The sequence below is a fragment of the Micromonospora sp. ZG13 genome (assembly GCF_059359355.1).
This window is the reverse complement of the sequence record NZ_JCADBQ010000008.1, coordinates 192509-211631: the sequence shown is the minus strand read 5'-3', so window position 1 is coordinate 211631 and position 19123 is coordinate 192509. Positions and strand designations below refer to the sequence as shown.

The following is a 19123-nucleotide window of genomic DNA, read 5'->3' as shown; positions in this document are numbered from 1 at the left end:
GTTGCCGTTTCGTCCGGTCCGGGGTGCACTGAACTACATGGGTGTGATCAAGGTGGGCACGTCGTCCTGGGCGGACCGGATGCTGCTGCGCTCGGGCTGGTATCCCCGCGCGGCGAGCACCCCGGCCGGCCGGCTCGACTTCTACGCCGGGCACTTCCCGCTGGTCGAGGTCGACACCTCCTACTACGCGGTCCCCGTGCCAGAGACGACGCAGGGCTGGGTCGACGCCACGCCCGAGGGCTTCACCTTCGACGTCAAGGCGTTCAGCCTCTTCACCGGCCACCCGACACCGGTGGCCGCGTTGCCGCGCGACCTGCGTCCGACCGGCGGCCCGAGTCGCATCCGCCGCCGCGACCTGCCGGCGGCCGCGTACGACGAGTTGTGGGACCGGTTCCGGGCGGCGCTGGACCCGATCGCGGCGGCCGACCGGCTCGGCGCGGTCCTGCTCCAGTTTCCACCGTGGCTGGCCCGGGGAGCCGCCGCCGAGCGGCGCATCGCCGAACTGGCGGAGCGGTGCCGACCGTGGCGGGTCGCCGTCGAGCTGCGCCACGGGTCCTGGTTCGACGGCACGGCGGCGCTGGACACGCTCGCGTTCCTGCGGGAGCGGGACCTGTCGTTCGTCTGCGTCGACATGCCGCAGGGGCATCCGTCGTCGGTGCCGCCCATCCTCTTCGCCACGGCGGAGCTGGCGGTCGTGCGGTTCCACGGGCACAGCACCGCCTGGGAGACCGGGGACAAGCAGGAGAAGTTCCGCTACGCGTACGGCGACGAGGAGCTGCGCCGCTGGTCGGAGCTGCTGGTCGAGCTGGCCGGGCAGGCACAGGAGCTGCACGCGCTGTTCAACAACTGCTGCGAGGACCAGGCCCAACGCGACGCCGCCCGGCTCGCCGAGCTGCTGGGCGTGCGGCCGGCGGGGCGGGGTCGGGCGGAGCGGGCCGCAGCCGGCTCCCCGTCCTGAGCGCCGCGCCACGTGTCGTCCGGCCCGGACGGAGCGTCGGCGGGGAGGTTTTCCCACCGGCCGCCCGGGTACCGCCCGGGGCGTGAGCGACGGAAGGGGACGCGGTGATGGGTGAGCGGCGGCAGGAACACGACGAGGACGCGACGCCGGGCGTACCGCAGGACGCGGCGGCGCGCGAGACCCGGCAGGCGCAGGACGCCCACGGCGGAAGCATGGCGCCCGGCCTGGTGGACGACACCGGCCATCCGGTGGCGGACGACCCCACCGAGGTCGCGGGGGAGGACACCGCCGGCGGCTGAGGCGACCGCCCGGGAGGGGCCCGGCACGCGGCCTTATTGCGTCGACCGGGCCGCCGGCCTCGGGCATGATCGCCCGATGGCGGCAACCTCCCGTGCGCTCCTGCGCTGGCAGTTCGACCTGACGTGGTCGCTGTTCGAATACCATCTCGAACGCATCGAGGCGGCGGACTTCCTCTGGGAACCGGCGGCGCGCTGCTGGACGGTCCGTCCCGGCCCCGCCGGCGGGTGGACCCCCGACTGGGCGGACACCGAACCCGATCCCGTGCCGGTTCCGACGATCGGCTGGCTGTCGTGGCACATGGGCTGGTGGTGGACCGTGGCCATGGACCATCTCGGGGGACGGCCACCCCGGCAGCGCACCGACGTCGGATGGCCGGGCCCGGGCGGGCCGACGATCGCCTGGCTGCGGGGCCTGCGCGCCGAGTGGCTCGGTCAGCTCGACCGGCTCACCGACGCAGACCTCGACGCCCCCGCGTCGTTCCCCTGGCAGGAGGACGCGGGGCACACGGTCGGGCACATGCTCGCCTGGGTCAACGCCGAGTTGATGAAGAACGCGGCTGAGATCGGCCAACTCCGGCTGCTGCGCGTCGCGGGACGCGGCTGACCGCCGGACGCCCGCGCCGGGTGACCCGGCTCGCCGCGCCCGGGTCCGTACCGGTCACGACCGTCGACCCCGGGTCCGCAACGCGTCCTCCGTCCGGGGCTCGACGTCGGCGGCGTCGGGAAAGGACCGGCGGGCCGGCGCCGGGTCCGGCGGAGCGCCGGGGCCCGCCGGCCGTGTGGGCGTCGGTTCGACCGGGCCGAAACCGTGCCGCCCGGCCGGTCCGGACGTTCCCGCCGGCTCACCGGCCCGCTGATCCCCGCGCCGCCCCTCCGGTACGGCGGTCTCCTCGCTACCCTCGTCCATGGGGTCGTGCCCGCCGGTGCCCCACGGCGGCTCCGCGTCCAGCCCGTCCCTGGTCACCCAGGGCGTGGTCGCCTCCGGTGGGCGTCGCTCCCCGCCGCGTCCGTCTCCTGCCGTCATGGGCCACCTCGCTACTCGGTCCGCCGGTAGAGGCTCCGAATCCCCGTCGCCGGGGCGGTCATGCCTGCCGGCGCCGGATCCCGGGCGGCCGCAGGACACGCGGAGCGGCGCCCCGCCGCCGAGGAGTCGGCGGGACGCCCCTCGGCGTACGCCGGTCAGCAGCGGCCGGACTTCGCCATCCGCTTCTGCCTGGCCGCGGTCATCGCCATGAGCGCGCCCATCCCCTTCGGCGCCTTGCGCATCCCGCCGACGCGCCCGAGCATGCCCCGGAACACCTCGCCGGGCTTCTGCTGCTCGCCCATGTACGCGGTCATCACGATGAGCGCCCCGGTCATCGCCGGGATGGCCCACTGGAGCATCCGCATCTGCCGCTGACACGACGCCACGTTCGACGGCGTGTGCGAGTTCGGCTCGGTGACCCCCTCGACCGCCGGCCCGCCGGCCTTCTCCAGCTTCATGCCGAGCAGCCGGCTGTAGCCGGTCACCGCCAGCGCGCCGACCGTCAACGCCGTCTTCAGCGTGCTGGCCCGGGCCACTCCCGACTGGGCGGCCACCCGAGGGCTCTCCGTCACCAGTTCCCCGACGGCCCCCGCCAGGTGGGCGCCGATCGCCGCGGCGTTCACCGGGGTCCACCGGGCCCAGCCGGCCGAGGCCATCGGCAACCGCTGGGTCGAGTCGTTCATCTGTGCCGCCGCGCCGTTGACACCGAACGCTCCCATCAGGGAGCCCCCGAACCAGGCCGCCAAGCCCAGATCGTGCATCGAGCGCAGTGCGGTGTGTCGTTCGGACATCTGATCCCCTTCCACCGTGTCGGGCGGTGCGGCATACCCGCCGCCCGGTCGGCTAATCCCGCCCGTCACCTGCTGATACGCCCCGGCAGCGCAGATACCGGGCCCGGCGTCCGTGCCCGGTCGACGACGGGACGCGGCCGAGAGGAGTCGGCGGGGCCGGTGGCGGGTAGATCGTCGGACGACCCGACGAGAGGGGTAGCCGATGTCGCAGCCGGAGGAGAGCCGGGAGAAGACCGCGTCGACCGACGCGGTGCTGATGCACCCGGACAACGATCCGCGCAAGACCACGGCCCAGGTGCCGCCGCCGGCCGAGCGCGGCGAGACCCGCGTGGAGCGCGACGGCGAGATGGTGCCCGTCGACACCGACGAGTGAGCAGCGGCGTCCCGGGCGGCGGGGGCCGCCCGGGACGTGCGTACGGGGCGGGCGAGGTCGGGAGCGAGGGACGTGGGCGACGGGTGGGACCGGTCGGGCGAACCGTCGGCGGTGGACCACGCGCGGATCTTCGACGCCGCGCCGTCGCCGTACCTGGTGCTCGATCCGGACCTGGTGATCGTCGAGGTCAACGAGGCGTATCTGCGCGCCACCGCCCGTACCCGTGCGGAACTGCTCGGGCGGGAGGTGTTCGCCGCGTTCCCGGCGAACCCGGACGACCCGGAGGGCACCGGGGTGCCCAACCTGCGGGCCTCCCTGCTGCGGGCCTGGGACACCGGCCGGGCGGACACGATGGCGTTGCAGCGCTACGACATCCCCGACGGCGTCGGCGGCTTCGTGCGGCGGTACTGGAGCCCGATGAACGTGCCGATCCTCGACGACCACGGGCGCGTCGTGCTGCTGCTGCACCGGCCCGAGGACGTCACGGACTTCGTCCAGCAACGGCAGCGGACCAGGGACGAACAGGCCCGCGGCGAGAGCTTCCGGCGGCGCATGGCGGCGGCCGAGGCCGACCTGTACGCCCGCGCGCAGGAACTGCGCGGCGCGCTGGAGGCACAGGCGGTGGCAAACCGCCGCCTCGCCACCCTGGTCGACCTGGCCGCCGACCTCGCCGGCTGCGAGAGCGTCGCCGAGTTGACCGAGGTGGTCGTCGACCGGGGGCTCGGGGCGCTCGGCGCCGACGGCGGCGCCGTCGCCGTGCGCGACGACACCGACCTGCTGCGGTTGACGTTGACCGACAGCCTCGGCGGCGGCACCCGCGCCCGCTACGCCGAGCTGTCGCTGACCGGTCCGCTGCCGTCCAGCGTCTCGGCGTACGCGGGTCGCACGGTCTTCCTGCCCGACCGGGCCGCCGCGCTGGACTTCACGCCGGAGATGGCGGCGGTCCTCGACACCACGGGACTGGAGGCGTGGGCCTCACTGCCGCTGCGGGTGGGGGAGCGGCTGCTCGGCGCCCTGACCGTCGGCTGGCGCGCGCCACACCCGTTCGAGCGGCGCGAGGTGGAGGTGCTGGGCGCGTTCGCGGCGCAGTGCGCGCAGACGCTCGACCGGATCCGGGTGCACGGGGAACAGCGGCGGACCTCGGAGACGCTGCAACGCAGCCTGCTTTCCGACCCGCCGCCGGTGGCCGGCCTCGACATCGCGGTGCGGTACCACCCGGCGGTGGAGCACGAGCAGGTTGGCGGGGACTGGTACGACGCGTTCCCCGCCGCCGACGGGGCCACCACCGTCGTGATCGGCGACGTCACCGGGCACGACCGCGCCGCGATGGCCGCGATGGCCCAGATCCGCAGCACGCTGCGCGGCATCGCGTACGTGCTGGGTGAGCCGCCGGCGGCGATCTTCGCGGGGCTCGAACGGGCCCTGCGCGGGCTGGGCGTGTCGACGTTCGCCTCGGCCCTGGTGGGGCACGTGCGCGTCCCGGGCGCCGCAGGCTATCCGCGGTCGGCGCACCTCACCTGGTGCAACGCCGGCCATCCGCCGCCGGTGCTCGTGCACCCGGACGGCACCGCGCGGCTGCTGGTCACCGACCCGGACCCGCTGCTCGGTGTCGGGCCGCTGCCGCGCCGCGACCACGAGACCGACCTCGAACCGGGCGCGACGCTGGTGCTCTACACCGACGGGCTCGTCGAGCGCCGCGACCTGCCCGTCGACGCCGGCATCGAACGTCTGCGGGCGGCGGCCGGACGGCTGTGCCACCTGCCGCTGGAGGCGTTCTGCGACGCGCTGCTCGCCGGGCTGACCGCCGAGCCGGACGACGACGTCGCCCTGCTGGTGCTGCGGGTCGGTTGAGGGCGGTCAGCGGGCCGGCAGGTCCGCCGCGAAGCGGGCCACCCGGGCCGCCAGCGGCCCGCTCGCGCGTACCCAGGTGAAGTGGTCCATCCGGGCGCCGGCCTGCGCCGCCGTGTAGCGCTCGCGGGCGACGGGCGCCGCGGCCAGCTTCGCGCACAGGTGGTCGAGGGTCTCGTGCGGCGTGTACTGGTCGTCGTCGACGCTGACCGCGAGCACGGGGGTGCGCAGCGCCCGCACGGCCGCTTCGGCGTCCACCCCGTCCAGGTGCGGGAAACGCCCGGTCCGCGCCGTGTGCGCCCAGTCCCGGATGACGCCGCGCGCCTGCCGGCCGCCGAAGCCCCAGCCCGGCCAGACGCCGAGCAGCCGGGCGGTCGCCGCGATCCCCTGGGTGTACGGCAGGACGCCGTACCCGCGCAGGCCCGGGTAGCTGCGCCACCACGGCACGCCGACGGCGACCAGCGCCAGCCCGTCGACGTCGTGCCCGCCGTGCACGGCGAGATGCAGCAGGGCGGCCTGCCCGCCGAGGGAGTGCCCGAGCAGCAGCGTCCGGCGCCCGTCCCGGCGGGCCTTGAGTGCCCCCAGCGCGGCGCCCACGTCGGCGGTCAGCTCCGCGTAGCCGTACCGGCAGGCGCGGCTCGGCTTCGGGGTGCTCTCCCCGGTGCCGCGCAGGTCGGCCACGGCCACGGCCAGGCCGGCGGCCCGCAGCGCGGCGGCGAACGGGCGGTAGTAGCGCGCCCGGACCCCCATGGCGGGCGTGATCAGCACCAGCGGGGCGTCGGTGACGCCGTCCGGATCGGGATACACCTGTAGCCCGAGGCGGGCCCCGTCGACCTCGACGAACTCCTGTCGGTATTCCCCCGTCGCGTTCACCGCCCCAGGCTACGGCCCGAGGCTACCGGCGGGTAACCATCAGGTGGTGGGCGTCACGCGCGCGCCGTCGGATCGCCCGCGTGACGCCCCGCCCGTCCGCGTCACGCCACCGCCGGAGCGGGGCGGCCGACCGTGCTGACCGTGGCGTAGACCGCGCTCAGCTGCTCGGCGCAGCGCTTCCACGAGTACCGGTTGCGGATCCGGTCCAGCGCCGCCGTCGCGTACGCGAAACGACGGACCTTGTCGGCGAGCAGCCGGCGGACCGTGGAACCGAGGATCCGGGGGTCGCGTGGCGGCACGAGGTCGCCGGTCAGCCCGTCGACCACGCTGTCGGCGATCCCGCCGACGTTCGTGCCGACGACCGGCACCCCGCACGCCATGCTCTCCAGCGGGGTGAGCCCGAACGGCTCGTACCAGGGGGCGGCCACCAGCAGGTCCGCCGAGCGGTACCACGGGGCCAGCTCCTCCCGGGGCAGCCCGCCCAGCAGCTTCACCCGGTCGGCGACCCCGCAGGACTCGGCGAGCGCGCGGAGGCGACGGGCGAAGCCGTCCGCCGCCAGCAGCTTCGCGGGCGGTCCGCCCACCACCACGCACTCGGCGTCCGGGACGGCCGGCAGGGCGCGTACGACGTCCTGGATGCCCTTGCGTTCCACCAGCCGTCCCACGGTGATGATCCGGTGACGGGCCGGATCGCGCGGGGCGACGGGCCCGCCGGGACGGAACAGTTCCTGGTTGACCCCGGCGGGGACCAGCGTCATTCGGGACCGGGGCACGCCGAGGCGGACCAGCTCGCCCACCTCGTCCTGGCACTGCACGATGACCCGGTCCGCGGCCCGGCCCAGGGCGCGCTCGTAGCCCACCCGGCCTGGTGGGCTGGCGTCCCGGTCGCCCTTCGTCTGCCGCTTGACGGAGCCGAGGCTGTGGTACGTCAGCACCACCGGCACCCCCGTACGCCGGCCGGCGTGCAGGGTGGCCAGTCCGCTCGTCCAGTAGTGGGCGTGCGCCACGTCCGGCACCCAGTCGCCGTCGCGCCACTGGCCGGCCAGCCAGCGACCGAACTCGCCCAGGTGCGGCAGCAGTTCGTCTCTCGGCACCCGCAGCGCCGGCCCGGCCGGCACGTGGCACACCTGGTAGCCGTCGGAGGTGAGCACGGAGTCGGGCGGGGCGGTCGAGTCGCGCCGGGTGTAGACGCGCACGTCGTGCCCCTCGCCGACGAGGGCGGCGGCGAGTTCCGCCACGTGCGTGTGCTGACCGCCGGATTCCCCCGCCCCTCCGACGGCGAGCGGACTGGCGTGCTCCGAGATCATCGCGATACGCATGTGCTTCCTCCATCGGCCGGCCCGTCGGCGGGGACCCGGTCGAGCCCCGGGGCGTCTCCTCGCCGCCTGGCGGACCCCGCCGCAGGAGTCCCTACCCTGGACCTCCCCTCCTAACCGCCGCCCGCCCGGCTCGTCGTGAGGGACTCTCCGTCGGGTGTGGAGACGCCGACGGGCGGCGGGGCGAACCGCCCCACCGCCCGTGACCGGCCGACGACAGTGGGTCAGGACCGGTTGTCGTGGAGCATGCCCGGCCCGAAGACCTCGTAGGCGATCCGCTCCACGGGCACCCCCCGGCGCAGCAGGCCGCCCCGGACGGTGTTCATGAACGGCAACGGCCCGCACAGGTGCACGTGGGCGTCCGGGGAGAGCGGGATCAGTGCCGGGTCGACCCGGCCCGCGATGACCTCGGCGGTCACCCCGGCCAGCTCGCCGTCGGTGAGGTCCTCGTACCAGAGGGCGGTGCGCAGGTTGGGCAGCGCGGCGTGCAGGCGCGGGAGCTCGCCGCGGAACGCGTGCGCCGCGCCGGCCCGGTCGGCGTGCACCAGCACCACCGGGCGCTGCGGCTCGGTGGCGGCCAGGTGCTCCAGTGCGGCCATCGCCGGGGTCAGGCCGATGCCCGCGCTGACCAGCAGCAGCGGGCCCTCCCCGGCCACCGCGCTGACCTCGCCGAACGCCGGGCTGAGCCGGAGGACGTCGTCGACGCCCACGCGCTCGTGCAGGAACGTGGAGACCATGCCGTCGGGGGCGCCGCCGACGCCGCGTACGCGCTTGACGGTGATCCGCCAGTGCGCGGCGCCGGGGCAGCCGGAGAGGCTGTACTGGCGGATCTGCTGACCGCGCCCGCCGTCCAGGTCGACGGCGACGGAGGTGTACTGGCCCGGGACGAAGGTGGGCACCGGGCCGCCGTCGGCCGGGACCAGGGTGAACGACACGACGTCCAGTGCCTCGGTGGTCCGGGCGGTGATCCGCCAGTCGCGCCACACGGGCTCGCCCTCGGCCAGCCCGGCCTCGGTGTAGAGGCGGGCCTCCCGGGCGATCAGCTCGCAGGCCAGCAGCCAGTAGACCTCGTCCCAGGCCGCCGCCACCTCGGCGGTGACGGCGTCGCCGAGCACCTCCCCGACGGCGGCGAGCAGGTGCCGGCCGACGATCGTGTACTGGGTGGCGGTGATGCCGAGCGAGGCGTGCTTGTGCGCGATGCGGTTCAGGATCGGCCCCCACGGCGCGCGGCTGCCGCCGGTCAGGTGCTCCGCGTACGCGACCACGGCGGCCGCGAGCGCGGCCTTCTGGGTGCCGGTGGCCTGGTTGCTGCGGTTGAAGATGTCGAGCAGTTCGGGGTGCGCGTCGAACATCCGCTGGTAGAACCGGCCGGTGATCGCTTCGCCGTGCGCCTGCACGGCGGGCAGGGTCGCCGTCACCACTGCTGCTGAGGACTCCGAGAGCACGACTGTCTCCTTCTGAGGTGAACCGCTCGAACCCCGACAGCAAAACAGGTATTCGAGATACCTCTTCAGGGCCGAAGGTCCCGGGTCGGGGGTCGTCCGGATCACATCCTGGGCCCGCTCGACCGTGGTGGGGCTCGACCGCGGTGGCTAGGGTCGAGACGTGAAGCTCAACCGGTCCACCGACATGGCGCTGCGTATCGCCATGCTCGCCGCCGCGAACCCGCGACGGATGACCGTGGACGAGCTGTCCGACCAGCTCGACCTGCCCCGCAACCACGTCGCCAAGGTGGTGCAGCGGTTGCAGCGGCTCGGCGTGCTCGTCACCATCCGGGGCCGCTCCGGCGGGGTGGCCTTCGCCGAGGGCGGCGGGGACACCACGGTCGGGCACGTGGTGCGGGCCTTCGAGGGCGACGACGAGGTGGTCTCCTGCGACGAGCCGGCGTGCTCGCTGCGCGCGGCCTGCCGGCTGCGCGGCGAACTGCGCCGGGCCCGCGACGCCTTCCTCGCCGTCCTGGACGGCGTGACCCTCGGCGGGCTCGTCGACGGGCCGACCGGCCCGGTGCTGCTCGCCCTCGGCCTGCCCCGCCCCCGACCGGCGCCGACGCCTGTCGCGTCGGCGTCCCCGGTCGGCCGGCGGGCCGTACCCGATCCGGTCTGAGGAGCGACGATGTCCCGTGGTCCGGTCTCCCACCCGGTGTTCGCCCGGGTGTTCGCGCGGGCGAGCGTGGCGATGGACGCCGCCGGCGCGGCCGCCCACCGCCGCCGGCTCGTCGCCGGCCTCGCGGGCCGGGTGGTCGAGGTCGGTGCCGGCAACGGCCGCACCTTCGCGCACTACCCGGGCACCGTCGAGCGGGTGCTGGCGGTTGAGCCGGAACCCCGGCTGCGGGCGGCGGCGCGGGTGGCGGCGGCCGACGCGCCCGTACCCGTCGAGGTGGTCGACGGCCTCGCCGAGGCGCTGCCGGCGCCCGACGGCGACGCCGACGCGGTGGTGCTGTCCCTGGTGCTCTGCTCGGTGGCCGACCAGGCCGCCGCGCTGCGCGAGGCCCGCCGGGTGCTGCGGCCCGGCGGGCAGGTGCGCTTCTTCGAGCACGTACGCGCGCAGACCCCCGGCCTGCGCCGCGTCCAGCGGCTGGTCGACGCGACCGTGTGGCCGCTGCTCTGCGGCGGCTGCCACACCGGCCGCGACACGGTGGCCGCGATCCGGGCGGCGGGCTTCACCGTCACCGAGCTGGACGCGTTCCGCTTCCCCGACAGCGCGCTCCCGGCCCCGGCCGCCCCGCACGTGCTCGGCGCGGCCACCCGCGACTGACCCGCCCCCGGCCGCGGCTGTGCTGCCTACCTACCGCCGTGCCGCCTGACCGCCGCCGTTTGGGGGGCGGACGCGGCGGAACCCCGCGCCGAGCGGCACGGGGTTCCGGGCTCCGGGAGGTGTCGCGGTCAGGAGACCGTGATCGAGCCGTCCCCGGCGCGGACGCAGGCCACGGAGCGCGCACCCGTGGTGGCCGCGCCCGTCAGGCACTGCCCGAGCACCTGGTGACCGGCGGCGTTCGGGTGCCACGACTCCTGGCAGGTCTGGAAGTAGCTCACGCAGGTGTTCGCGATCCGCTGGATGGCGATCTTGTCCTTGCCGGAGAGGCTGGTGACGAAGACGCCGTTCGGCGGGCTGTCCTGCAGGCGGATCGGGGTGGCGAGGGCTCCGGTCGGGCTCGTGCCGGACTCGCACAGCCGGGCACCGTCGAAGGCCCGCTGCACGTTGAGGTAGACCAGGTCCGCGCCGGGGAACTCGGCGGCCAGGGTGTCCCGGGTGGACTTCACCATCGTGCCCAGCCCCTGGGAGAAGCGGTGTCCCGGCAGCAGGCTGGCCCGGTGGATCGGGCAGCCGGCCGCGTACCGCTCGGCGCCCAGCGCGCGGAACTTGTCCCGGGTGTCGCTGCGGCTGTCCTCCTCGTGGAAGCGCGGCTCGAGGTCGAACGGCAGCGGGTTGGTGTAGTCCTGCAGGACGATCCGGTGCTGGCCGTCGGCGTCGATCTCGCGCAGCGTGGTGAGCAGCTGGCGTACGGCCGAGGTGGTCTCCGCGGTCGCGGCGCTCCACTGGGCGGCGGTGGCCAGGTCGGCGTCGGTGCAGGGCTTCTGCTCCACCGGTCCGCCGAGGTAGGCCCAGAACTCCCACCAGCCGGTCCAGGCGTCGGCGATGAACCGGTTGGCGCACTTCTCCGCGACTTGACCGAAGGTGAACGAGCTGTTGTTCGAGCCGAGCCCGAGCAGCACCAGGTCGATGTCGTGGGTCCGGCCGACCGCGCGGAGCTGGTCGAGCTGGGCGGCCACCTGGCGGCCGTTGGCCCGGGCCGAGGAGGCGGCGGCGATGTCGTGCGGCTGGCCGCCGGAGCAGGCGAGGTTGAACCGGTCCTGGATGCCCGGCAGGTTGGCCCGGTGCAGCGAGGCGTTCGCCGAGCGGTGGCAGAAGTACGCGTTGCTGTTCGCGGCGGTCCAGCCCGGGAAGCCCTGGGCGACCCCGTTGACGTCGGCGACCGGGGTGTACGCCCCGGCGCCCTCGCCGCTGATGAAGCTGTCGCCGAGCGCCACCGCGGCGGTGGGCGGGGCTGCCGAGGCCGGGGCGGACAGCCCGACGGCGGTCGACAGCGTGGCGGTGGCCACGGCGAGCGCCGCCGCGAGTGCGGTACGACGGAACCTGGACATCACGTCCTCCATCTGTCCATCGAAATATGAAAGATCCTCTGAGAGCGAGATCACATCATCCAGACGCGACGGGCGTCAATGGACCGGTAACAGAATCTTTCGATGGCGGACACGTCCGCCCCGGCGCGCCGGTCGGTTCCGCCGTCGGGCGGAGGCGTCGGGCCGTCGGGCGGAGGCGTCGGGCGGAGGCCTCGGGCCGCCGGGCCGTGGCGTCGCGCCGCCGGGTGCGGCGGGCGCCCCCGGGCCGGCGGGGCGACGCCGGGAAGGCCGGCCGGGGCGCCGGTGTTGTCACGGCTGGACCCACCCGCCGCCGGCTCGTTCGCAAACCGGTCACGGTGGTCCCGATACGCCGGAACCGGACGGAGCGCGCGACCCCGCCGCCCGGGCCCGCCCCGCCACCAGCCGCGTGCGTCGCTGCGGGGCGCCGTCGTCCTGTCGCATCTCCCGGTTAGGCTCGCTGCGGCGCGCCGGCCGACCCGCGACGTCGGACGCGGCACCACATCGCCGAGACCTGGGAGTACGACCAGTTGACCGCAGAGCCTGAGACCCTGTACGGGGCCGACGACCTCACGCACCTCGAGGGGCTGGACGCCGTCCGGAAGCGGCCCGGCATGTACATCGGCTCCACCGACAGCCGTGGCGTGGGTCACCTCGTCAACGAGATCCTCGACAACTCGACGGACGAGGGCGTCGCCGGCCACGCCACGAAGGTGGAGGTGACGCTGCACGCCGACGGCTCGGTCCAGGTCGACGACGACGGGCGGGGCATCCCCACCGACGTGCACGCCAAGTCCGGCATCTCCGGCGTCGAGCTGGTGCTCACCCGGCTGCACGCGGGCGGCAAGTTCGGCGGCTCCGGCTACAAGACCTCCGGCGGTCTGCACGGCGTCGGCGCCTCGGCGGTCAACGCGCTGTCCCGCCGCTTCGACGTCACCGTGCGCCGGGGCGGCAAGGTCCACGCGATGTCGTTCCGGCACGGCGTGCCCGGGGTCTTCGACGGTGACGGGCCCGACGCCGCGTTCACCCCGGGGCCCGGGCTGCAGATCGTCGGCGCGATGAAGCGCGGCCAGCGCACCGGCACGTCGATCCGCTGGTGGCACGACACGCGCTACTTCGAGACCGGCGCCACGCTGGACGCCGACGCGGTGCGGATGAAGCTGCGCAACACCGCGTTCCTGGTGCCGGGCGTCAGCTACACGCTGCGCGACCACACCGGCGAGGAGCCGACCGAGGAGAGCTTCCACTACCCCAACGGCCTGACCGACATGGTGGAGTTCCTCGCGCCGGCAGGAGACCGGCCCGTCTCGGGCATGCTGATGGTCACCGGCGAGGGCACCTACCGCGAGAACGCCGCCGACGCCAACGGCGTCATGCAGTCCAACGTGCAGCGTCGGGCCGAGGTCGAGGTGGCCTTCCGCTGGGGCACCGGCTACGAGCGCACCGTCGAGTGCTTCACCAACACCATCCGCAACGCGCACGGTGGCACCCACCGCAAGGGCTTCGAGCGGGGTCTGGCGCGTACCCTGGCGGAGGCCGTCCGCAACACCCGTGGCCTGCTCAAGGCCAAGGAGGATCCGCCCACCCTGGACGACGTCCTGGAGGGCATGACCGCCGTCGTGCACGTGCGGATCCCCGAGCCGCAGTTCACCTCGCAGACCAAGGACGAGCTCTCCACCGCCGGCATCACCAAGGTGATCCAGACGCTGGTGGAGCAGCACCTGAAGGCCTGGCTGGAGGACCGCCGGACCAAGGCCGAGGCGCGTACGGTCCTGCAGAAGATCGTCGACGCGGCGCGCGTACGGCTGACCCAGAAGCAGCAGAAGGACGCCGCCCGGCGCAAGACCGCCCTGGAGGGCGCGTCGATGCCGCCGAAGCTGGTCGACTGCCGCGCGGCGGGCATCGAACGTAGTGAGCTGTTCATCGTGGAGGGCGACAGCGCCCTTGGAACAGGGCGACTTGCCCGGTCTGCCGAGTATCAGGCGCTTCTTCCGATTCGCGGCAAGATCCTCAACGTGCAGAAGGCCAACCTTCAGCAGGTGCTGGACAACGCCGAGTGCGCCGCCATCGTGCAGGTGCTCGGTGCCGGCTCCGGCCGCACCTTCGACCTGTCGGCCATGCGCTATGGCCGGGTGCTGATCATGGCGGACGCCGACGTGGACGGCGCGCACATCCGCACGTTGCTGATCACGCTGTTCGCCCGCTACATGCGGCCGCTGATCGAGGCCGGCCGCCTCTACGCGGCCATGCCGCCCCTGCACAAGATCACCACCAGGGGGCGCAACCCGCAGACGATCTACACCTACACGCAGGCGGAGATGGAGGCGACGGTCCGCAAGCTGGAGAAGGCCGGCAAGCAGATCGTCACCCCGATCCCGCGCTTCAAGGGTCTCGGCGAGATGGACGCCGACGAGTTGTGGGAGACGACGATGAACCCGGCCACCCGGGCCGTGCGCCGGATCACCCTCGACGACGTCGACGCCGCCGAGCGGATCCTCGAACTGCTGATGGGGGAGAAGGTCGAGCCGCGCCGCAACTGGCTGATCGACTCCGCCGACCGGGTCGACCGCGAGGCGATCGACGCATGAGCACCGCCCGCCGAGAGGGAAGCTGAACGATGGCACGCCGTAAGGACGACCGCGCCAAGGCGGACCTGTCCGCCTTCGACCAGGCCGGCGCGCGGGTCTTCGACAACCCGCTGGTCACCGAGGTCTCCGACTCCTACCTGGAGTACGCCTTCTCGGTGATCCATTCCCGGGCCCTGCCCGACGCCCGCGACGGCCTCAAGCCGGTGCACCGGCGCATCCTCTGGTCCATGTACGAGCAGGGGCACCGCCCCGACCGGGGGCACGTCAAGTCCGCCCGCATCGTCGGCGACGTGATGGGCAAGTACCACCCGCACGGCGACACAGCCATCTACGACGCGATGGTCCGCCTGGCCCAGGACTTCTCGCTCAACGCCCCCCTCATCGACGGGCACGGCAACTTCGGCAGCCCGGACGACGGGCCGGCGGCCTCGAGATACACCGAGGCGCGGATGTCCCGGGAGGCGATGCTGCTCGTCGGCGAGCTCGGCGAGGACACGGTCGACGTCGAGCCCAACTACGACGGCTCGCTGACCCAGCCCACGGTGCTGCCCGCCGCGTTCCCCAACCTGCTGGTCAACGGCGCCTCGGGCATCGCGGTCGGCATGGCGACCAACATGATCCCGCACAACCTCGGCGAGGTCGTCTCCGCCGCCCGGTGGCTGATCAACCACCCGGACGCCACGCTCGACAAGCTGATGGAGTTCGTCCCCGGTCCGGACCTGCCCACCGGTGGCCTGCTGCTCGGGCTCGACGAGGTGCGGCGGGCCTACGAGACCGGGCGCGGGGTCGTCCGGATGCGGGGCAAGGTCGAGATCGGTCCGCTGGAGGGCAGCCGGGGCCGGCAGGCCATCACCGTTGTGGAGCTGCCGTACGGCATCGGCGCGGAGAAGGTCATCGCGGCCATCACCAACGAGGTCAACAAGACCAAGCGGCTCACCGGCATCGCCGACGTCAAGGACCTCACCGACCGGGAGAGCGGCACCCGCCTCGTGGTCGAGTGCAAGGTCGGCGTCAACCCGCAGGCGCTGCTCGCCGACCTCTACCGGCTCACCCCGCTGGAGCAGTCGTTCGGCGTCAACAACCTGGTGCTGGTCGACGGGCAGCCGCAGACCCTCGGGCTGAAGGCGCTGCTGGAGGTCTTCCTGGCCCACCGCTACGAGGTGGTGACCCGGCGCAGCTCCTACCGCCGCCGCAAGCGCGAGGAGCGGCTGCACCTGGTCGACGGCCTGCTGATCGCCCTGCTCGACATCGACAAGGTGGTCAAGCTCATCCGGGCCAGCGAGGACGCCCAGGCCGCCAAGGACGGCCTGATGCAGAAGTTCCGGCTCTCCGAGATCCAGGCCACCTACATCCTGGACACTCCGCTGCGCCGGCTGACCAAGTACGACCGCATCGAGCTGGAGGCCGAGCAGGAGAAGCTCCGCAAGGAGATCGCCGAGCTCTCCACCATCCTCGACGACCCGAAGGTGCTGAAGAAGGTCGTCTCCGACGAGCTGGCGGCGGTGGTCAAGCAGTTCGGTGCCCCGCGGCGCACCACGCTCGTCGACGGCGACCTCAAGGAGGTGCTGGCCGCGTCCGCGCCGGCCGGCCCGCTCGAGGTGGCCGACGACCCCTGCCAGGTGATCCTCTCCGCTACCGGGCTGGTCGCCCGGACGGCGGCCGAGTCGGAGGAGGCGTCCGAGGGCCGCCGGCGGCACGGCCGGGTCAAGCACGATGCCGTACGCGCCGTCGTGCACTCCACCGCCCGGGGGCGGGTGCTGCTGGTGACCAGCGCCGGCCGGGCGTTCAAGGTCGACGTGTTGCCGCTGCCGGTCCTGCCCGAACAGGCGGGGACGGTCTCACTGCGCGGCGGGATGGCCGCCGCCGAGGTGGTGCCGCTGGAGCCGGGGGAGACCGTGGTCGGGCTGGCACCGCTGGGGTCCACGGCAGAGGGATCCCCGGGCCTGGCCCTGGGCACCCGGCAGGGCGTGGTCAAGGTCTGCGCGCCGGAGTGGCCCGTACGCTCCGACGAGTTCGAGGTGATCGGCCTGCGGGAGGGCGACGAGGTGGTCGGGGCGACCTGGCTCACCGACGGCGCGGAGACGCTGACCTTCGTCACCTCGGAGGCGTCGCTGCTGCGCTTCGCCGCCGGACTCGTCCGGCCGCAGGGGATCAAGGGCGGCGGCATGTCGGGCATCAACCTGCCCGCCGGTGCCCGCGTGGTGTTCTTCGGCGCCGTACGCACCGACGACCCGGGTCACGGCGAGCCGATGGTGGTCACCTCCACGGGCGCCACGGTGAAGGTCACGCCGTTCGAGGCGTACCCGGCGAAGGGGCGGGCGACCGGCGGCGTGCGCGCCCATCGCTTCCTCAAGGGTGAGACGGACGTGGCCGTCGCCTGGGTCGGGCCCCGGCCGGTCGGCGCCACGGCGACCGGCGAGCCGGTGGAACTGCCGGCGGCGGACCCGCGCCGCGACGGCTCCGGCTTCGCCGTGATGCTGGGCCCCACGGTCATCGGCCACCAGATCGACCGCGACTGACCGCCCACGGAAGGGGGCCGGCTGCACTGCAGTCGGCCCCCTTCCGTCCCTACCCACCCGGCCCCCGCCCCTGCCCCGCCCTCTGCCCGTTGATCATGAGGTTAGCGGTGTGAAATGTCAGGTTCGCGTCGGTCAACGTCATGATCGACGAAGCAGGGGCCGGGGCCGGGCGGGGGCAGGGTCACAGGGTGGGGTCAGGGTGCCGGGGTGGGGGTGGTGCCGCGCAGGTGGGCGACCAGGCGCATACCGTGGTAGACGATCAGGGCGGCGGCGGTGCCCAGGGCGATGCCGTTGAACGAGAGGTCGCCGGCGGTGAGGGTGTAGTTGGCCGCGCCGACGATCACCGCGACGGCGGCGGTCATGAGGTTCACCGGGTCGTGGAAGTCCACCCGGCTCTCGATCCAGATCCGCGCGCCGAGGACGGCGATCAGGCCGTACAGGGCGGTGGTGGCGCCGCCGAGCACGCCGGCCGGCACGGTGAGGATCAGCGCCCCGAACTTCGGGCTCAGCCCCAGCAGGACCGCCGTCAGGCCGGCGATCCAGTACGCGGCGGTGGAGTAGACCCGCGTCGCCGCCATCACGCCGATGTTCTCCGCGTAGGTGGTGGTGCCGGAGCCGCCGCCGGAGCCGGCGAGCATCGTGGCCAACCCGTCGCCCATGAACGCCCGGCCCATGTCCCGGTCCAGGTTGCGGCCGGTCATCGCGGCGACCGCCTTGACGTGCCCGGCGTTCTCGGCGATCAGCACCAGGATCACCGGGATCACCAGCACGACCGCGCGCAGGCTGAAGCTCGGCGCGTGGAACTCGGGCAGGCCGACCCAGGCGGCGTCGCGCAGCCCGTCGACCGCCTTCGGATCCAGGTCGCCGAGCGCGGCAGCGAGGGCCCAGCCGACCCCCACCCCGAGCAGGATGGACAGCCGGGCCAGGAAGCCCCGGAACGCCACCGTGGCGAGCAGGATCGCGGCCAGGGTCACCACCGCGATCAGCGGCTGCGCCTTCACGCCGGTGCCGCTGCCGTCGCCGTCCCAGGCCACCGGGGCGAGGTTCAGGCCGATCAGCGCGACGATCGCCCCGGTGACCACGGGTGGCATCAGCGCGTCGATCCAGCGGGACCCGGCGAGCTGGACGACCAGCCCGACGACGGCCAGCGCCACGCCGGCGACGACGATGCCGCCGAGCGCCGGGCCGATGTCCCCGCCGGCCTTCGCCGCCAGCACCGGCGCGATGAAGGCGAAGGACGAGCCGAGGTACGAGGGCAGCCGGTTGCCGGTGATCAGCAGGAACAGCAGCGTGCCGACCCCGGAGAAGAAGAGCGTGGTGGCGGGTGGGAAGCCGGTGATCAGCGGCACCGTGAAGGTGGCGCCGAACATCGCCACGACGTGCTGCACACCGACGCCGAGGGTACGCGGCCAGGAGAGGCGTTCGCCGGGGTGGACCACGTCGCCGGGGCGGATGGACCGGCCGTCGCCGTGGACCGCCCACGCGGACCAACGGGAGCGCGGCTCGGTGGAGGACTGGGTCATGGAACGCCCTTCGCGTCGTGAAGAGGTGACGGGGGCGCAGGTGAAACCCAGGAGTCGTTTCTAGCAGAGGCCCGGCGCGGCCCTGCGTGCCGGGCGGGTTCCGCCGGCCGCAGGTCCCTAACAGCGGCCCGGGCCGAAGCCGCTCCGGCTCACGGCCGGTTGCCGCCCCGGTGGGCGGGTCAGGCGACGCCGGCTGGGCGGAACTGGACGCTGACGCGGGGCCCGACGGGCCGGGAGGTCTTGGGCACGGCGTGCTCCCAGGTGCGCTGGCAGGAGCCGCCCATCACCACGAGGTCCCCGTGGCCGAGTGGGAAGCGCAGGCTGTCGCCGCCGCCGCGGGGCCGCAGCAGCAGCGGCCGGGGCGAGCCGAACGAGACGATGGCGACCATCGTGTCGGTGTGCGCGGAACGGCCCTGGGTGTCGCCGTGCCAGGCGACGCTGTCCCGGCCGGAGCGGTATAGGCACATGCCGGCGGTGACGAAGGGCTCGCCGAGTTCGGGCGTGTAGTGCCGGGTGAGGGCGGCGCGCGCCTCGGTCAGCAGCGGGTGCGGCAGCGGTCGGTGCCCGGCGTACCAGCAGAGCAGCCGGGGCACGTCGACCTCGGCGTCGTACATCGTGCGGCGCTCGGCGCGCCAGGGGACGTCGCGCAGCAGGACGTCGAAGACCTCGTCGGAGCCGGTGACCCAGCCGGGGAGGTGGTCGACCCACGCGCCGTGGCTGAGCGGGTGCCGGCGCAGCCGGCCGGCCAGCGGGGCCAGCGACGGTCCGGCGGCGGTGAGGTCGAGCATCGACGGCTGGTAGGTGGCCCCGGTCATCCGCCCAGCGTACCCGCCGTGTTGGTACAGGTGTACGGATGCCGGCCGGCGGCCCGC

Annotated in this window: 16 protein-coding genes; 9 read left to right on the top strand and 7 right to left on the bottom strand. The window is 74.1% G+C overall.

Annotated elements, in window-relative coordinates; translation table 11 throughout:
- Nucleotides 1–37 precede the first annotated feature (37 nt).
- The 3 genes from AC5L34_RS18800 (at nucleotide 38) to AC5L34_RS18790 (ending at nucleotide 1861) form a co-directional block, all read left to right on the top strand.
- Nucleotides 38–958, top strand: a complete 921-nt coding sequence (locus AC5L34_RS18800) for a DUF72 domain-containing protein (RefSeq protein WP_441176323.1) — start codon at nucleotides 38–40, stop codon at nucleotides 956–958.
- Nucleotides 959–1065: 107 nt separating this feature from the next.
- On the top strand, nucleotides 1066–1257 hold the full coding sequence (locus AC5L34_RS18795; RefSeq protein WP_363895589.1) for a hypothetical protein: 192 nt from the start codon (nucleotides 1066–1068) through the stop codon (nucleotides 1255–1257).
- Between the two features lie 76 nt (nucleotides 1258–1333).
- A complete protein-coding gene (locus tag AC5L34_RS18790) occupies nucleotides 1334–1861 on the top strand; it encodes a DinB family protein (RefSeq protein WP_441176324.1) in 528 nt (175 codons plus the stop codon).
- A gap of 575 nt (nucleotides 1862–2436) precedes the next feature.
- Here AC5L34_RS18790 and AC5L34_RS18785 read toward each other — a convergent pair.
- Complete coding sequence (locus tag AC5L34_RS18785; RefSeq protein ID WP_441176326.1) at nucleotides 2437–3072, bottom strand: hypothetical protein; 636 nt, start codon at nucleotides 3070–3072, stop codon at nucleotides 2437–2439.
- 202 nt (nucleotides 3073–3274) lie between these two features.
- Between AC5L34_RS18785 and AC5L34_RS18780 the strand changes: the two genes are divergently transcribed.
- Complete coding sequence (locus tag AC5L34_RS18780; RefSeq protein ID WP_172896549.1) at nucleotides 3275–3445, top strand: hypothetical protein; 171 nt, start codon at nucleotides 3275–3277, stop codon at nucleotides 3443–3445.
- A 72-nt stretch (nucleotides 3446–3517) separates the two neighbouring features.
- A complete protein-coding gene (locus AC5L34_RS18775) occupies nucleotides 3518–5296 on the top strand; it encodes a SpoIIE family protein phosphatase (protein ID WP_441176327.1) in 1779 nt (592 codons plus the stop codon).
- Between the two features lie 6 nt (nucleotides 5297–5302).
- Here the strand turns inward: AC5L34_RS18775 and AC5L34_RS18770 are convergent, their stop codons facing one another.
- The 3 genes from AC5L34_RS18770 to AC5L34_RS18760 all read right to left on the bottom strand — a co-directional run bounded on the left by AC5L34_RS18770 (nucleotide 5303) and on the right by AC5L34_RS18760 (nucleotide 8975).
- Entirely contained in the window at nucleotides 5303–6166 is an 864-nt protein-coding gene (locus AC5L34_RS18770) for an alpha/beta hydrolase family protein (RefSeq protein WP_441176328.1), read from the bottom strand.
- Nucleotides 6167–6267: 101 nt separating this feature from the next.
- Nucleotides 6268–7485, bottom strand: a complete 1218-nt coding sequence (locus AC5L34_RS18765) for a glycosyltransferase (protein WP_441176329.1) — start codon at nucleotides 7483–7485, stop codon at nucleotides 6268–6270.
- A gap of 221 nt (nucleotides 7486–7706) precedes the next feature.
- A complete protein-coding gene (locus AC5L34_RS18760; protein WP_441176488.1) occupies nucleotides 7707–8975 on the bottom strand; it encodes a globin domain-containing protein in 1269 nt (422 codons plus the stop codon).
- A 112-nt stretch (nucleotides 8976–9087) separates the two neighbouring features.
- Between AC5L34_RS18760 and AC5L34_RS18755 the strand changes: the two genes are divergently transcribed.
- Both AC5L34_RS18755 and AC5L34_RS18750 read left to right on the top strand, forming a co-directional pair.
- A complete protein-coding gene (locus AC5L34_RS18755) occupies nucleotides 9088–9585 on the top strand; it encodes an RrF2 family transcriptional regulator (protein ID WP_441176330.1) in 498 nt (165 codons plus the stop codon).
- A gap of 9 nt (nucleotides 9586–9594) precedes the next feature.
- The gene (locus AC5L34_RS18750) at nucleotides 9595–10236 is read left to right on the top strand and encodes a class I SAM-dependent methyltransferase (protein WP_441176331.1); all 642 of its coding nucleotides are present in this window, start codon (nucleotides 9595–9597) and stop codon (nucleotides 10234–10236) included.
- Nucleotides 10237–10364: 128 nt separating this feature from the next.
- Here the strand turns inward: AC5L34_RS18750 and AC5L34_RS18745 are convergent, their stop codons facing one another.
- Complete coding sequence (locus tag AC5L34_RS18745) at nucleotides 10365–11624, bottom strand: SGNH/GDSL hydrolase family protein (RefSeq protein WP_441176332.1); 1260 nt, start codon at nucleotides 11622–11624, stop codon at nucleotides 10365–10367.
- Nucleotides 11625–12151: 527 nt separating this feature from the next.
- On the opposite strand from AC5L34_RS18745, the gene AC5L34_RS18740 reads away from it, so the two are divergent.
- Complete coding sequence (locus AC5L34_RS18740) at nucleotides 12152–14209, top strand: DNA gyrase/topoisomerase IV subunit B (RefSeq protein WP_101409039.1); 2058 nt, start codon at nucleotides 12152–12154, stop codon at nucleotides 14207–14209.
- Nucleotides 14210–14238: 29 nt separating this feature from the next.
- Nucleotides 14239–16728: a DNA gyrase/topoisomerase IV subunit A gene (locus AC5L34_RS18735; protein ID WP_441176333.1), complete on the top strand. Its 2490-nt coding sequence runs from the start codon at nucleotides 14239–14241 to the stop codon at nucleotides 16726–16728.
- 194 nt (nucleotides 16729–16922) lie between these two features.
- On the opposite strand, the gene AC5L34_RS18730 is transcribed toward AC5L34_RS18735, so the two are convergent.
- Together AC5L34_RS18730 and AC5L34_RS18725 are read right to left on the bottom strand one after the other, a co-directional pair.
- Nucleotides 16923–18251 (bottom strand): uracil-xanthine permease family protein, encoded by a 1329-nt coding sequence (locus tag AC5L34_RS18730; protein WP_441176334.1) that lies wholly within the window; start codon nucleotides 18249–18251, stop codon nucleotides 16923–16925.
- 179 nt (nucleotides 18252–18430) lie between these two features.
- Nucleotides 18431–19066 (bottom strand): alpha-ketoglutarate-dependent dioxygenase AlkB, encoded by a 636-nt coding sequence (locus tag AC5L34_RS18725; protein WP_441176335.1) that lies wholly within the window; start codon nucleotides 19064–19066, stop codon nucleotides 18431–18433.
- Between the last annotated feature and the right edge of the window lie 57 nt (nucleotides 19067–19123).